This is a genomic window from Steroidobacter sp. (genome assembly GCF_036402275.1).
In the GTDB taxonomy this organism is placed as follows: domain Bacteria; phylum Pseudomonadota; class Gammaproteobacteria; order Steroidobacterales; family Steroidobacteraceae; genus Steroidobacter.
On sequence record NZ_DASWTF010000036.1, the window covers coordinates 349,470 to 364,076 of the forward strand.

The 14,607-nt window shown below is 63.8% G+C and carries 13 protein-coding genes; 7 read left to right on the forward strand and 6 right to left on the reverse strand.

Annotated features, from left to right (window positions below; all coding sequences use genetic code 11):
• Window positions 1-52: 52 nt before the first annotated feature.
• The 3 genes from fabG to rrtA all read right to left on the reverse strand — a co-directional run bounded on the left by fabG (window position 53) and on the right by rrtA (window position 2,495).
• Window positions 53-796: a 3-oxoacyl-ACP reductase FabG gene (gene fabG, locus VGD45_RS21225; protein WP_331157348.1), complete on the reverse strand. Its 744-nt coding sequence runs from the start codon at window positions 794-796 to the stop codon at window positions 53-55.
• Window positions 793-1,752 (reverse strand): ACP S-malonyltransferase, encoded by a 960-nt coding sequence (gene fabD, locus VGD45_RS21230; protein ID WP_331157349.1) that lies wholly within the window; start codon window positions 1,750-1,752, stop codon window positions 793-795. The genes fabG and fabD overlap by 4 nt, the downstream gene beginning before the upstream one ends.
• A gap of 95 nt (window positions 1,753-1,847) precedes the next feature.
• Window positions 1,848-2,495 carry a rhombosortase gene (gene rrtA, locus VGD45_RS21235; RefSeq protein WP_331157350.1) on the reverse strand — a complete coding sequence of 216 codons (648 nt, stop codon included), beginning with the start codon at window positions 2,493-2,495 and terminating at the stop codon, window positions 1,848-1,850.
• Window positions 2,496-2,514: 19 nt separating this feature from the next.
• On the opposite strand from rrtA, the gene gspH reads away from it, so the two are divergent.
• From gspH to VGD45_RS21270, 7 genes are read left to right on the forward strand one after another with little or no spacing between them, the layout of a single operon-like run.
• Window positions 2,515-3,261 (forward strand): type II secretion system minor pseudopilin GspH, encoded by a 747-nt coding sequence (gene gspH / locus VGD45_RS21240; RefSeq protein ID WP_331157351.1) that lies wholly within the window; start codon window positions 2,515-2,517, stop codon window positions 3,259-3,261.
• A complete protein-coding gene (gene gspI, locus VGD45_RS21245) occupies window positions 3,248-3,829 on the forward strand; it encodes a type II secretion system minor pseudopilin GspI (RefSeq protein ID WP_331157352.1) in 582 nt (193 codons plus the stop codon). The genes gspH and gspI overlap by 14 nt, the downstream gene beginning before the upstream one ends.
• Entirely contained in the window at window positions 3,826-4,431 is a 606-nt protein-coding gene (gene gspJ, locus VGD45_RS21250; protein ID WP_331157353.1) for a type II secretion system minor pseudopilin GspJ, read from the forward strand. Before gspI ends, gspJ begins: the two co-directional genes overlap by 4 nt.
• Window positions 4,428-5,390 (forward strand): type II secretion system minor pseudopilin GspK, encoded by a 963-nt coding sequence (gspK, locus tag VGD45_RS21255; protein WP_331157354.1) that lies wholly within the window; start codon window positions 4,428-4,430, stop codon window positions 5,388-5,390. The genes gspJ and gspK overlap by 4 nt, the downstream gene beginning before the upstream one ends.
• The gene (gspL, locus tag VGD45_RS21260; RefSeq protein ID WP_331157355.1) at window positions 5,390-6,664 is read left to right on the forward strand and encodes a type II secretion system protein GspL; all 1,275 of its coding nucleotides are present in this window, start codon (window positions 5,390-5,392) and stop codon (window positions 6,662-6,664) included. Before gspK ends, gspL begins: the two co-directional genes overlap by 1 nt.
• Window positions 6,664-7,161: a type II secretion system protein M gene (locus VGD45_RS21265; protein WP_331157356.1), complete on the forward strand. Its 498-nt coding sequence runs from the start codon at window positions 6,664-6,666 to the stop codon at window positions 7,159-7,161. Before gspL ends, VGD45_RS21265 begins: the two co-directional genes overlap by 1 nt.
• 7 nt (window positions 7,162-7,168) lie before the next feature.
• Window positions 7,169-7,918: a type II secretion system protein N gene (locus tag VGD45_RS21270; protein WP_331157357.1), complete on the forward strand. Its 750-nt coding sequence runs from the start codon at window positions 7,169-7,171 to the stop codon at window positions 7,916-7,918.
• Window positions 7,919-7,931: 13 nt separating this feature from the next.
• On the opposite strand, the gene VGD45_RS21275 is transcribed toward VGD45_RS21270, so the two are convergent.
• From VGD45_RS21275 to VGD45_RS21285, 3 genes are all read right to left on the reverse strand, one after another.
• Window positions 7,932-8,471, reverse strand: a complete 540-nt coding sequence (locus VGD45_RS21275; RefSeq protein ID WP_331157358.1) for a TerB family tellurite resistance protein — start codon at window positions 8,469-8,471, stop codon at window positions 7,932-7,934.
• A gap of 120 nt (window positions 8,472-8,591) precedes the next feature.
• Complete coding sequence (locus tag VGD45_RS21280) at window positions 8,592-11,948, reverse strand: UvrD-helicase domain-containing protein (RefSeq protein ID WP_331157359.1); 3,357 nt, start codon at window positions 11,946-11,948, stop codon at window positions 8,592-8,594.
• Window positions 11,941-14,607, reverse strand: a complete 2,667-nt coding sequence (locus VGD45_RS21285) for a PD-(D/E)XK nuclease family protein (protein ID WP_331157360.1) — start codon at window positions 14,605-14,607, stop codon at window positions 11,941-11,943. Before VGD45_RS21285 ends, VGD45_RS21280 begins: the two co-directional genes overlap by 8 nt.

Here is a 14,607-nt window from a genome sequence, read left to right on the forward strand (position 1 = left end):
TAGAAGCCTGTTAGGGCCAACATTTGCGAAAAATTGTCTGACGTAGTCCCAATCAGACCATGTACATGCCGCCGTTGACGTGCAGCGTTTCGCCGGTGATATAGCCGGCCTGTGGCGACGCAAGAAACGCCACAGCATGGGCAATATCCTCGACAGAACCCAGTCGCCCCAACGCAACTTGAGCGCTGAGCTGTTGTTGCTGTTCGGCCGGCAGCTTGGCGGTCATGTCGGTGGCGATGAAGCCCGGCGCCACCACGTTCACGGTGATGCCGCGCGAGCCGACCTCGCGTGCCAGAGACTTGGAAAAGCCGATGATGCCGGCCTTGGCCGCGGCGTAGTTGGTCTGCCCGGCGTTGCCCATCACACCGACCACGGAAGCGATGTTGACGATGCGGCCCCGGCGCGCCTTCATCATGCCGCGCAGGACGGCTTTCGACAGCCGGAACACCGACGCGAGGTTGGTATTCATGATGTCGTCCCATTCCTCCTGCTTCATTCGCAGCAGCAGGTTGTCACGGGTAATTCCTGCATTGTTCACCAGGATGGTGACGGCGCCTTCCTTCGCTTCGATGTCCTTGAGCGCCGCCTCGGTCGAAGCCGCGTCGGCCACGTTCAGCACCACGCCGCGACCTTTGTAGTTGCCGGCCGCGAGCCACTCGGTGATGCCTCGGGCGCCGGCTTCGGTGGTCGCCGTTCCAACCACTGTTGCGCCGTTGCGCGCCAACTGTTCAGCAATTGCTCGACCAATGCCACGCGATGCGCCCGTGACCAGGGCGATATCTGGCGACTCGCTCATGACTGACTCCGGCAGGCGGCGAGCGCCTGTTGCAACGACTCGGGATCCTCGATGGCGAGCATGCCGATGTCCTTGTTCTTGTCGACGCGGCGATTGAGCCCTGTCAGCACCTTGCCCGGGCCACACTCGACCAGCACCTTGGCGCCGCCACCCAGAATCGCGCGCACAGTTTCGGTCCAGCGCACCGGCTTGACCAACTGTTGCACCAACGCCTGGCGGATGCTGTCCGGCCCTTGATGGGTCTTCACGTCGACAGTGTAGATATCGCGCACTTCGGGCTGCGCGAAAGTAATGCTTTGTAACTTCTCCGCGAGCCGATCAGCCGCTGGCTGCATCAGCGCGGTGTGAGAAGGCACGCTCACCGGCAGCTTGATGGCGCGCTTGGCGCCTTTGGCCTTCAACAACTCGATGGCGCGATCGACCGCGGCGGCGCTGCCGGCGATCACGACCTGTCCGGGAGAATTGAAATTCGCGGCCTGCACGATTTCGCCAGCGGGACCGCTCTTCGTGGCTTCAGCGCACGAAGCTTCGACTTCGGCATCATCCACGCCGAGGATGGCCGCCATCGCGCCTTGTCCCGCGGGCACGGCCGCTTGCATGGCCTGGCCACGAAACTGCACCAGCGCCACGGCGGTCTTGAAGTCCAACGCGCCCGAGCACACCAGCGCCGAATACTCACCGAGGCTGTGCCCAGCCATCGCCGATGGCAACGGACCGCCATGCTTGCGCCAGACACGCCAGGTCGCGACCCCGGCCGTCAACATCGCCGGCTGCGTGCGTTCGGTCGCGCCCAACTGCTCTTCGGGCCCCTGCTGGCACAGCTGCCACAGGTCATAGCCGAGCACGGACGACGCTTCGGCGAAGGTCTCCTGCACCACCGGTTCGGCGCTCGCCAGCGCGGCCAGCATGCCGACCGACTGCGATCCCTGCCCGGGAAATACAAAGGCAAAACTCATTGAGCTCCTGACTGACCTTCAGACCACTTACGGTCCCGATACCTACATGACCAACCTCATGCGGCGCGCGATTATAACGATGTGCGTCGGGACGGCTAGCTCCTTGACTTTTCGGCAACTTGTCTGTGGGTGAATGCCCACAGCAGCAGCCCGGCGACCAACCCCCCAATCGCGCCATACAGGTGCGCATCTACAACGACCGGCAGGTCGCCGGACAGCGGCAATGCGCCGTGCCACTGCTCCCAGGCCAGCTTTCCGGCAAAAATAGCGCTCAACACCAGCGCCAGCAGCTTCGATTCAAAGCGCCACCAGGCCACCGTCCCGGCCGCGAGTGCGCCATGCAGAACCCCGGACAGGCCCACGTACCACACCAGTTGTGGCTCCCAGAACACAAATCCAGCGTCGATGGCGAGCACGCTGAACAGCGCGATCAGCAGCCAGGCGCGCCACGAGTAGTCATGCGTGAAAAGCGCGGCGATCAAGCCCAGACCCGCGGCGTTCAGCAACAGATGCAGCGACGTCCCATGCACCAGATGGCCTGTCACGAGCCGCCAGTATTCTCCCTGCAGCACGGCCTCGCGCTCGTAGCGCAGAGCGAGCCGTCCGCTTTCGCCAAGCAGCGACAACAGAACCAGCGCGAGCAGCGCGAGTCCAAGCAGCCAGAATCCTGGTCCGCGCTTCGGCATCCATTGGCGGAACGGCGGCGAACTCGACGTTGCGGGCCGGGACAAGCCGTCACTCATTGGTACGATTCGCTTTGTTATGATCCGGCGCCTTACGCATAACGGTAGTCCTCTTATTATCCACACCTGCCCCCCGCCTGGCCGGAAGCACAGCGGCTTTACGCTGCTGGAGTTGCTCGTGGTGCTGGTGGTCATCGGCGTCATGGTGTCGATGGCGGTGCTGTCCTTCGGCGTGCTCGGACGCGACAGTCAGGCCGAAGAAGAAGCGCGGCGCTTCTGGGTGGTGTTGCAGCAGGCCCGCGAAGAAGCGGAGCTGCAGGTCGAGGATCTCGGCATCTACATCGGGCAGGACGCTTATGAATTTCTCCGCTTCGACTCGCGCAAGAACCGCTGGGAGCTCATCGAGTACGACGAGCTGTTCGCGCAGCGTGAATTGCCCGCGGGACTGCGCTTCAGGCTGCGGCTCGAGTCCCGCGAGATCGTGTTGAAGCCGGGCCTGCCCGAGCGCGCCGTCGTCGAGGAAAAGAAGGACGGCGACGAGGACGAGGACGAGAAGGACGAGCGCAGCGGTCTGAAAGATCTCGACGACGACCAGAAATTTCCTCCTCACGTGATGGTGTTGTCCAGCGGCGAGGTGATGCCATTCGAGTTGGAGATCGAGCGCGAAGGTCAGCCTGCCTTGTGGCGCGTGACGGGGCTCGCGAACAACGATCTGCGCGTCGAGAATCGCGATGAGCGTAATGAATGGGGTCCGCTGCTGCAGACCAAGCCACCGCCGGAAAACGATCGGCAACGACCGACGCGGGTGTCCAGTGCGCGCCCATAAATATCCCAACCAGGGCAGCGGTTTCACATTGATCGAAGTGCTGGTGGCGCTGGTCGTCGTCGGCCTCGGCATGCTCGCGGTCATTCAGACGGTGAGCCAGACCGCGAACAACAGCTCCTACATGCGAGAGAAGACCATCGCGCACTGGATCGCGATGAACCAGCTCACGCAGGTGCGCCTGCAGCCCAGTGCGCCGGCCATCGACAAGTCCTCCGATGAAGTCGAGATGGCTGGCCGCGACTGGCGCTGGACCATGGTGGTGACGCAGACGCCCGTGGAATCGATCCGTCGCATCGAAGTCCGAGTGCGACCTTCAGAAGCGCCGGAAACCAGCTCACTCGCGTTCGTCACCGGCTTCTATGGCACGGCCGTGGCGCCAGCGGGCACGGTGTCGCTGAATTGGTCGGCGACGTCTCAAAGCGGTCAAGGCCCGGGCGGTCAGAATCAGCGCGGTGGCGATCAAGGCGATCAACAGGATTCGGAAACCAATCCGCCGCCGCAGCCGGAGCTCGAGCCCGGCGAACCGGTGCCCACGCCGGAGCAAGAATCGGGGAATCCCGACTCATGAAAGAGCGCGGTATCACTCTCGTAGAGCTGCTGGTCGCGATTTTCATCTTCGCCATCGTGGCCGCCATCGCCATGGGCGGCTACAACGAGATGATGAAACAAAGCGACATCGTCAAGCGGGGCGCCGGGCGCACGCGTGAGATTCAATCGGCGATGCAACGTTTGAATCTCGATTTCACCTCGCTCGAGCCGCGTCCCGTACGCGAGCCTTTGGGCGATGCGTTGCAGCCCGCGCTTCGTTCCGATGCGCGCAAAGAACAGATCGCCGAGCTCACCCATTCCAGCTGGAGCAATCCCGCCGGCGTACCCCGCTCCACTTTGCAACGCGTGGCGTATCGCCTCGAAGACACGAAGCTCATTCGCGAATACTGGCTCGCGCTCGATCGCACCATGGACAGCGAGCCCGAGACCGCCGTGCTGCTCGAACGCGTGAAGCGCATGGAACTGCGCTTCATGGATAACAATCGCACCTGGCACCAGCAATGGCCGCCGCTGGGCTACTCGGCTCCGGATGGGCCGCGCCTGCGTCCGATCGCGGTTGAGATCACGCTCGAGCTCGAAGACTGGGGCGAGCTGAAACGCCTCATCGAGGTGTCAGGATGAAGTCCCGTCAACGCGGTGTCGCGCTCATCATGGCCGTGCTCATCGTGGCGCTGGCCACCATGCTGGCGGCCGAGGTCGGCTTCAGCGGTTATCTCGATCAGCGTCGCACCGTGAATATGTTCACGCTGGATCAGTCATTCGAGATCGCGCTCGGCGGCGAAGCCTGGGCCTCGGATGCACTCCGTCGCGACAAGATGCAAAGCGCCCAGCAGGACGACTTCACCGAGGAGTGGGCGACGCCCATTCCGCCGATTCCGCTCGAGGATGTGGGCGGCGAGTTCGAAGGTCAGCTCGAAGATCTGAGCGGCCGGTTCAATCTGAACAGCCTGGTGACGTTCAACCAGGCCGGCGTCAGCCAGGTCAACCAGCCGGCGGTGGAGCGCTTCCAACGATTGCTGGAAATTCTGGAGCTGGAGCCGAAGTGGGCGAGCCTGATCGCGGACTGGATCGACTCGGACAACAATCCCGGATTTCCCGATGGCGCCGAGGACCCCGTGTACACCAATCTGCAGCCGGCATATCGCACCGCGAATATGCCAGTCACACGGGCGAGCGAACTGTTGGCGCTGCCGGAGTTCGGCATCGAGCGTTACCGCAGGCTCGCACCGTTCGTCACCGCCCTGCCCTCGGATGCCAAGATCAACCTGTGCACGGCTTCGCCTGAATTGCTGGATGCGCTGGTCGGAGGCACCCGACAGTTCACACTCGCGCGCGACAGCACCAAGCAGTCACGCATGCAGCGCTGCTTCCCGAGCAAACAAGATTTCCAAGCCGGCCTGAGCGGACTGACCCCGGATCAGAAACAGGCCGTCGAAGACATCATCGATGAAAGCAGCGATTACTTTCTCGCCACCATCTGGGTCACGCTTGGCACTCAACGGTTCACGCTGTACAGTCTGTTGTATCGCGGCGACACCAACCAGGTCCGCCCCATTCTAAGAAGCTACGGAACGCTCTGATGCCGGAACTCCAAGTCGTCCGATTGCATCCTGTCGCCGCTGCCCCCAATGGCGGCGCGCAGCCTGCGCCTCAAGCCGAATGGCTCGTCGTCGACGCCAATGGCACACGCCGCGGCAATGTTTCGTGGGGCTCGCTCAGCGATGCCGCCGCGCAAGCGAGCGGTCGCAAGACCATCGTGCTCGTGCCTGGCACCGATGTTTTGCTGGCCGAGCCAGTGCTGCCGCTCAAGAGCGGCGCGAAGCTGGCGCAGGTCGTCCCCTTCGCGCTCGAAGAACAGTTGGCGGCGGACGTGGAAGATCTGCACTTCGCCGTCGGCAAGCGCGGCACGACACCCGGCACACCCGTTGCCGCTGTGTCACGCGCCCGCATGGATGAGTGGGTCGCGACGCTCCAGGCGGCTGGCTTGTCCACCGACACCGTGTACACCGAGACCAGCGTGTTGCCGACCGTCGCGGGCGCAGTCGCCGTGCTCATCGATGGCAAGCGTCTGTACGTGCATCGCGAGAATCAACCCGGCACGGTCATCGAGGTCGAGCCGCTGTTCGAAGCGTTGCAGCTGGCGTTGGGCAGCGGCGATGAGTCGCGCGAGCACGTCACCATCTTCGTTTCCGAAGAGGACTACGAGCGCGAGCGTGAGATGCTCGAGGAGTTGCGCGAGTACACCGCGAGCCTGCAGCTGAAGCTGCTGCCCGACGGTCCCCTGCCCCTGCTGGCTTCGAACATTCCTACCGGCCTCAAGGGCACCGCGGTCAACTTGCTACAGGGACCGTATGCGGCCAAGACCAAGCTGAATGTTTCTTTCGCGCCGTGGCGCTATGCCGCCGTGCTCGCGGCCGTGTTCGTGGCCGCGCACATCGGCCTGAAAGGCTGGCAGTACGTGCATTACAAGAAGGTCGAAAGTCAGCTCGATGCACAGATCGCCGAGACGTTCCAGCAAGCGCTGCCGGGCGCGCCAGTGCCCAATCCGCTGGAAGCGCGCGGTCAAATCGAACAGATTCTGGGTCAGCTGCGCGGCACCGGCCCGACCAGCGGGATGCTGACCACGCTCGCCATGCTGAGCGAAGCGATGTCGCAAGCGCCGAACACGGATATCGAAGCCCTCTCCTATCGCGACAACGTCACCGATCTGCGCGTGCTCAGTCCGTCGGTGGACGCGCTCGATCGCATCCGGCAGGTGGCCGGTGAGCGTGGCGTGACCGCGGAGATCCAATCCACCAATCCGCGCGACTCCAAGGTCGAAGGCCGACTGCAGTTCAAGAAGGCGGGCGCGTGATGCAACAGATCAAAGACAAATTCAACACGCTGCAGCCGCGCGAGCGCATCGTCGTCATGGGCGGCGCCATCCTGGTGTTCGTGGCGCTCGTTTATGTGCTCGCGCTCGCGCCGCTGTACAGCGCCGTCGCGGCACAAGAGAAACGGGTCGCGCAAAAGGAAGGCGATCTCGCGTGGATGCGCAGCGTCGCTGGCGAAGTTGCGGTGCTGAGCGCGGCGGCGCCCAGCCGTCCCGGACCCAGCAATGAATCCCTCGTGGTGCTCATCGATCGCGCGGCTCGCGAATGTGGCCTGAGCAATTCGCTGACCGGCCAGACCCCCAATGGCGAGCGCGGCATTCGCGTGCGGCTGGAAGCCGCCGAATTCGACAAGCTGATGGTGTGCCTGGGCACGCTTCAGCAGGTGCATTCGATCGACGTCGAATCCGCCACCATCGATCGCACCGCCAAGCCCGGCCTCGTGAACGCCAACCTGGTGCTGACGCGCGTCGGCGCATAACAAACCTATGAAGCGACTTTGGCCGCTGATTGCGCTCGGCGTGGGCGCATTCATTCTCTTCGCCGTGACCACGCTGCCCGCCGGCGTCGTGTTCTCATGGCTCGGTTCCTCTGGCGTCAGCGCCGGCGGCGTCTCCGGCACCATCTGGAATGGGCGCGCGCAAGTGCTGCAAATCCAGGGCGTCAACATCGGCGGCGTCGAATGGGATTTGCACGCCCTGGCGTTGCTCACGGGGCGACTCAGCGCCGATGTGAAAGTCACGCGCATCGATGGCTTCGCCACGACACAAGTGAGCGCAACTCCCGCGGGCACGATTCGTTTGAAGGATTTGACCGCGTCGCTGCCGCTCAGCGCTCTGCCGCCGAACGTGATTCCCGGTGGCTGGGCCGGCACGCTCAACGGCAAGTTCGCGCAGCTCACGCTGGAGAAAGGTTGGCCGACGCAGGTGGACGGCACGCTGGATATCGTCGATCTGACCGGACCGGCGCGTAAGCCTGCGAATGCCGGCAGCTATCGTCTGGTGTTGGATCCGGCAGCCTCCAACGCCGAGGTGCTCAAAGGCGCGATCTCCGACGGCGGCGACGGTCCGTTACAAGTGGCGGGCACGCTGGAGCTCCGGCCCGACCGCAGCTATAAGCTCGACGCCTTGATCTCTGCCCGCCCGAATGCGCCTCGCAATCTGGTCCAGGCGCTGGAGTTTCTCGGTCCGCCGGACGCACAGGGCCGACGTCAGTTCGCAACGGAGGGTTCGCTGTGAGCTTGCCGCGAGGCTAGCTCCACTTGCCGTTCGGCCCCTTCTTGCGGGATGCGAAGAAGCGTTCGGTCGCGTCGATCAGTTTCTGCTGCTCGCCGTTGATCGAGCCGTCCATCGCAGCCAGTTTGCGCATCATGCCGAGCAACGAAGCCACGGCCGTGGGCTCGAAATGGGGCGCGCTCCTCTCCAGAATCTTATCGAGACGATCCACGATATAAATTTCGTCGCGGATCAGATGCGAGCTGGCCAGCAACAGATCGGCCGCCTCGTCGCGCGAGATCTCGAACTCGCTCTGAAACATCGACTGCAGCTCGCGTTTCTGGTCCGAGGTGATGTCGCCGTCAGCCTTGGCGACGCCGAGCAACAGCACGGCCGCGACGTCCATGGGTCGCTCCAGCTTATAGATGGGCTTGTTGCCATAAGTGCTGCGCCACTTCCAGCGGCGGTAAGCGAGGAAAGGGTTCAGGGAATTCAGATCGAATCCCGATCGCTGCAGGTTATTGAGCGCCCAAATCAAACCCGCGACCGCGGTGATCGCCGCGATGATGATGTGCACGAAAGCTCCTGCCGGCACCGACCCTGATGATGAGGCCGTTAGTGTAGCCAGCGGCGCGCCGCGGAAGCGACGTTTGCTACTGGCAACTGTGAGCTAGGTCCCCTCTTGCCGTTTTTCTGGTCAGGCTACCGGGACTTCCCGCCACTGTTTCATCAGGGGAAAGTAGAGCGCGGCGCGGACGGGCTGGCCAGGGCGGAACAGGCGCATCAGCCGGGCGTAGCGTAGTAACTGCTCGCGGTAACGCTGGACTTCCTCGGCGAGGAACTGTTCCAGGCCGCCACCTTCGTGCGTGCCGGTTTTGAAATCCACGATCCAGCGGACACCGTGCTCGTCGACGAACGTGCGATCGATCACACCCGAAACGATCTCGCCCTGGAACACGCCGCTCAACGCCAGCTCGGACTCCGCTTCGCTCAACTGCGAGGACAAGCCGAGCAGCCAGCGACCGCGCTCATCGGCGAGCGTCTGAGCCATGGCGGCGACGACGCGCTCGGCGGCAGCTTCACAGCGATCCGGCGGCACACCCAACTCAGCGAGCTCCGCGCACAGCCGGGCACGATTGGGCGATGCTTCCGGGCGCCCTGCCCGCACCAGACGATCGAGCTCGCGGTGAACCAAGGTGCCGATGTGTCGAGCGGTCTGCGATGCCCAGTCGAACTCGATCTTCGCTTCGAGGTCGCTGACGTTCACGGCCTTCGCGGTCACCGCGGAGTCCGCGGCCGGCGGCTGCCACTGCAGCGGCAAGCGACGCACGCGCAGATGCGGCTGCGGCGCGGATGCAAACAAATCCTGCTGCGGCTTGGTGTGCACGACCGATTCGAAATGCGATTTCACTTCGGACCACAACAAACGCAGCATCGAGCCGTTGCGCGGCTCCTGCATCACCGTGCCGCCCTCTGTTTCTTTGACTCGCACGGTGCCGAGCAAGTGCAGGACGCGCTTGGCTCGTGTCGCGGCCACATACAGCAATCGGCCGCGTTCGCGAGCGCTGCGTTCGCGCTCCAGCAACTCGATCCAGCGATACATCGGATCGGCATCGGCGCCTTCGGCTTTGATGGGCGCGAAGACGATGCCACCATCATCCCCTGGAATGCGCGTCCAGCGCATCAGCTCACGGCCTTCGCCTCGAATCCAACGATTCAACGCCGGCAGGATGACGACATCGAACTCCAGACCCTTCGCCTTGTGGACCGTCATCACTTCCACGCGCGCGCGATTCTCGGGCCTCGGGCGGGCAAACAATCGATCGAGCTGATCTTCCAGGCGCGCCACGTCTTCGAGATCGCCCGCGATTTCGATCTGATCGAGGCGGCGCAGATAGGCGTCCGCATCGTCCAGATCCTGCGGCCGATGCAGCGTGGCCGGGCCGCCCAGTGCATTCCACGTGCGCTCAACCCAGTCGCGCAGTGACAATCGGCCCCGCTCCGGCAGCGCGGTCTGCAGGATCGAGTGCACGCGAGCAACGCGCTCACGCCCTTCACTGCTCAGTGCCTCGCTCGACTCCAACGCCTTGCTCAGCAGCTCGTTGACCGTCGACGCACGGTTGTTATCGATGATCGCGTGCAGATCATGCAGCGTCAGGCCGCACCACGGAGCGCGCAGTACCGCAAGCCACGACGTTCTATCCGCGAGATGCAGGAGTGCACGCGTCAACGCAGTGAGGTCCTGCACGACCGGTCGATCCAACAGCGCCTCGATCTCGATGGCCTGAAAATCAATGGACGCCGCGTGCAGCTCGCTCGCAATCAATCCGACGTGAGAGCGAGCGGTCACGAGCACGGCGACGGTGGTTTCTGGATCCTCGGCGAGACTCTTGCGCACCAGCTTCACGACCTGGCGCGCCTCCGCCATCTCGTCGTTCTCGTACGATGCATGCACTTTCACACCGCCGCGAGTGCTCGGCAGCGCCGCGACGCTGGGGCTGTAACGAACCGCGCCGTGCTCGGCATTGTCGGTCGGCGACAGCACATTCGGAAACACTCGATTGACCCACTCGATGATCGGCCGCGTCGAGCGAAAGTTGGACGTGAGCTGCAACGGTTCGAGCGGCACGTTGCGCAGGCCCTGTCGCTGTAACTGCAGGAACAATCCGACCTCGGCCTGGCGGAACCGATAGATGGACTGCATGGGATCGCCCACGCAGAACAACGTGCGACCGTCGCCTTCCGTCCAGCCTGCGGTCAGCCGCTCGAGCAGATCGAGTTGCCCGAACGAGGTGTCCTGAAATTCATCGACCAGCAGATGTTGCAAGCGATAGTCGAACGCCAGCGCGAGATCGGTCGGCTCGTCACTGGTGCCCAGTGCCTGCAGTGCGCGCAAGGCGGCTTCGATGTAGTCGGCCTGCCCTTGCGCCTGGAACACGAGCTGCAACTCGGCCACCGCCACGGGCAGCACCGCCAGCAACGCTTCCAGAATCGCCCATTGCTCTTGCGAGTACGACGCTCGCGGCAACGTTCGAAGTGCGACGAGCTGCGCGACCAGATCGGTCTGCTGCGCCAGTTCAGCGAGCGCGCCGAGCATGCGCTCTTTCTCTTCGGGATGCGTGGTGGGAAAGCCGCTCTTCTTGTTGACGGTCAGATACGGCGTGCCGTCGCGCTTCAGGAACACACTCGCGAGCGCGAGCCACGCATCCAGACTGTCACTTTCCGGTCCGGGCACCGCGTCGGCATTGGTGCAGGCATCGAGCAGCAGCCGTCGCTCTTCGCTGAGGCCGGCCCCTTCGCGCAGATTCGATGCCGCGAACACGGTCAGCTCCCAGAGCTCCCGCCGGCGCACGTGATCGAGCTGTGCGCACAGCGTCGAGAGATGACGCTTGATCACACCCTGCAATGTTTGTTCGAGCACGGCGCGCAGATTTTCGTGTGCGCCGGCACTGACGATCTGATGCAGCCACTGATCACGCTTCGCGAGCAACTCGCAGAACAGCTCCGCGAGCATGTCGGTGCGATTGCCCAGGTGCACGATCAAGGATTCCAGATGCTGCGCGACCGCCGAACCTTCCCCGAGCCGCTCGATGAGCCGGCGCACCGCGGTTCCATACAAAGGCCAGGGGTCTTCGGCCGGCTCCAACGCAGAGCCCGTGCCGGCCAGAATCGGCAAGCGACGCGCCAGCGTCGAGTTGAGCGCATCGATGGTCTGGATGCGCAGACGCGAAGGATGCTCGGCGAGCTTCCAGTTGCGCTCGATATCGGCCGCTCGCACTGCGCGGGCCAGTTCCCACGTCGTCAGCTTGTGAGCCGACTCCGGCGCCGCGCCGCCTGCGGCTTCGATCGAAAGCAAGATGCGATTGCGCATTTCGGCCGCGGCCTTGCGCGTAAACGTGATCGCGAGGATCTGCTCCGGATGCTCGACCGTCGCGAGCAACCGCAGATAACGCTGCGTGAGCAGCTCGGTCTTGCCCGAGCCTGCTGGCGCCTGGACGATGAACGAGCGCGTCGGATCGAGCGCGCGCTTGCGGGCCGCGGCGTCGCTACTCATCGTGATGCTCCAGGTCCTCATCCTGGGTCTGCTCGCTGATCCGGCAGAACGCGCTGAGATGACATGTCGAGCACTCTTGCGGCAGCGGATCGACCACGGCCTGGCCCTCGACGAAACTTTCCGCCAGATGGGTCAGCGTCTTGCGCCAATGTTCCACCAGCGATGGCCAATCGGCCGGATGCTCAACCCGTAGACGTACACCCTCCGGATAGTGCAGAACGCCCTCACCGATAAAGGTGCCATCGCTCCAGCCGCGATATTCAACGGCGCCGGCGCTCAGCACGACGTAAGCCAGACCGCGCAATGTTTCTGCGTGCGCGAGTCCATACAACGGCAGCTGTGGTCGCCGCGGTCGACCAGGGAACGTATCCAGCCACTGTCTCGGCGTGTGAGAGTCGCCGAGCTTGTAATCGATCAGCAGATGGCCGCCGTTGCTCAGTGCATCGATGCGATCCGGCTGCAAGGTGATGGACAGCCCGCCAATCGCATACGGCTCGGAGGTTTCGGTGAAACGCAGGGAAAACGGCGGCCGCTGCTTCTCCACCGATAACAGCAACAACACCTGCCGGGCGATGTTGCTCGCTTCGAGCGCCGCCAGTCGCTCGCGATAACGAACGGTCGGCTGCAAAGCCTTAAGGGTGTGTCGCTCGGCGCTGTCGCGAACGCGTTGGGCCAATGTTTGTTCGTCGATCGCCATCAAGCCCGCATGGCTGCGCAACCCGCCCCAGATCTCTTCGAGCACCCGATGCAGAATGATGCCGCGATCGATGGGCTCGACGCCGAGACTCACCGTCGGCAACTCTTCCGCGCCCAAACGGATCTGCGCTTGCGCACGAAACGGACAGCGCGATTGCAACTCCAGGGTCATCGCGCCACCGCGCGCCGTTCGCACCGTCAGCCGAGGCGCGGCTTCATCTCTCATCTGTTCGAGCAAGGGACGCTGATCGAACAACGTTCTTCGCAGCGGCCGCACGGCGGCGATGGCGATGTCGCTGCCTTTGATGGTCGGCCATGAGGAAAGCATCGGACTCGGCTGCAGCTCGGCCTCGCCTTCCTGGCGCGGCCAGCTCAACACCACATCGGGTGCACTGCTGGTCCAGCGCGCAAGGCGTGCACGTGACAGCTGCATCACGCCCTCCGCCGTGGCCTCGGGCACCTTGGCGGCACGTTGCAAAGGCACAGGCAACAACGGATCCGGATTGACCGGCTCGGGCAACCGCGCGGCATCGAGACCCATCACCCACGTCGCATCGAAGGTCATTCCCGCGACCGTGGCCGGATCGATCACGGTGATCGATGTGGCCTGCGTCTCCGGCTCGAAGGGCGTATCACGCAGCAGTTCCTGCAACCGAGACAAAGCGGCCGACGCGGAGAGCGGCGGCGTCACGGCATCCAGCGTGCCGAACTCCGCCAGCGCGGCATGAAACTTCAGCACCGTCTGATGTTCGACGCTGCTCAACGAACGTTCGCCCGGCCAGCCCACCGCACGCAGCCAGGTATGAAAGCGTTCCGCCCAGGCGCTCGCGCCCGTCGAGCTCGTGTTGCCTCGGATCAGCTCACCGATGCGTCGCGCGGCGAGCGCAAGTTGATCGCAGCCCGTGGCGCCCGCCCAGCGTTCCAGCTCGAACCAATCCCACCGATCTCGCTGATCCTCGCGCAGACGGAAATCCGCCATGGCGCGCCGATCCTTTTCAGATTCGCCGCCCGCGATGAAAGGCGTGCGTAACAAGCGCCCCGCATGCGTCGCGGGACGGTCATGCAAGGCGAATTGCAACACCTGCAACGCCGCGTCGACGACCGGATACGAGGCCAGCGGCGCTGGTGCGGCGATGACCACGGGAATCCGCGTCGGCTCGGCGTGAATGTTTCTTTGGCCCGGCGCAAAAACATCTTCGAACACTCGCTGCACTTCAGCGCGCCGCGACTGCAAGTCGGCGACCACCACGCCGACGGTGCTCTTGCCTGTTGCGATCTGCGCCCGCGCCCAGCGAGCAGCGAGTTCCAGTTCGTCATCGGCATCGCGCGCCGCGACGGCCACGACGGAGCGCGATGTTTGTTTCTCGACCTCAATGTCGACGACCTTGCCTTTGGCCCGCCAACGTTCGATCAGTCGTGAGATCGACGGCGGAATGCTGTCGAAGCCCGCAAAGGCGATCGTGTCTTCGGGAACGAAGTTCGCATCGTGTGCCCAGTGCGGCAGACGCGTCTCGTCGATAGCCTGCAGTTTCTCGCAACGTTTCAGGAACTCGGTGCACCAGGCATGCAGGGCCCGGCCTTCGCTGCTGTCGCTATCGTGCAGCGCTGAGAGCGGAATCAAATATTCCTGCATGCGTCGCCAGCTGCGCGCGGCAAGCCGGGCGGCATTGGATGGATTCAGCAGGTGATCGCCCCACTCGCTGTCGTTCACCAGGCTGTCCCAAAGGATTCGCGCCTGCGCATTGGTCAGCAAGCGAGCGTGATGCGTGTGGACGCCGATGGCGCGCGCTTCCAGCCATTGCTGAGCGAGCCATGTCGACCAGGGAAGAATGCGTGGAGTACGCCAGACAGTCTGCCCACGACTCTGCGCGTGTTGGGCATAGCCAAGCCGCAGCGCGTGCGCGAGCCTGCGGCTCGCGCTGAGCACCGTCACACCTTCATCGAGGAGAGAATGGAGCTGCAA

Bases quoted from the DNA above. Each gene is read 5' to 3' on its own strand.
- fabG (WP_331157348.1), bottom strand. From the start codon at position 796: ATGAGCGAGTCGCCAGATATCGCCCTGGTCACGGGCGCATCGCGTGGC.
- fabD (WP_331157349.1), bottom strand. From the start codon at position 1,752: ATGAGTTTTGCCTTTGTATTTCCCGGGCAGGGATCGCAGTCGGTCGGC.
- VGD45_RS21270 (WP_331157357.1), top strand. From the start codon at position 7,169: ATGAAGCGACTTTGGCCGCTGATTGCGCTCGGCGTGGGCGCATTCATT.
- VGD45_RS21280 (WP_331157359.1), bottom strand. From the start codon at position 11,948: ATGAGTAGCGACGCCGCGGCCCGCAAGCGCGCGCTCGATCCGACGCGC.
- rrtA (WP_331157350.1), bottom strand. From the start codon at position 2,495: ATGAGTGACGGCTTGTCCCGGCCCGCAACGTCGAGTTCGCCGCCGTTC.
- gspL (WP_331157355.1), top strand. From the start codon at position 5,390: ATGCCGGAACTCCAAGTCGTCCGATTGCATCCTGTCGCCGCTGCCCCC.
- gspH (WP_331157351.1), top strand. From the start codon at position 2,515: ATGATCCGGCGCCTTACGCATAACGGTAGTCCTCTTATTATCCACACC.
- gspJ (WP_331157353.1), top strand. From the start codon at position 3,826: ATGAAAGAGCGCGGTATCACTCTCGTAGAGCTGCTGGTCGCGATTTTC.
- VGD45_RS21265 (WP_331157356.1), top strand. From the start codon at position 6,664: ATGCAACAGATCAAAGACAAATTCAACACGCTGCAGCCGCGCGAGCGC.
- gspK (WP_331157354.1), top strand. From the start codon at position 4,428: ATGAAGTCCCGTCAACGCGGTGTCGCGCTCATCATGGCCGTGCTCATC.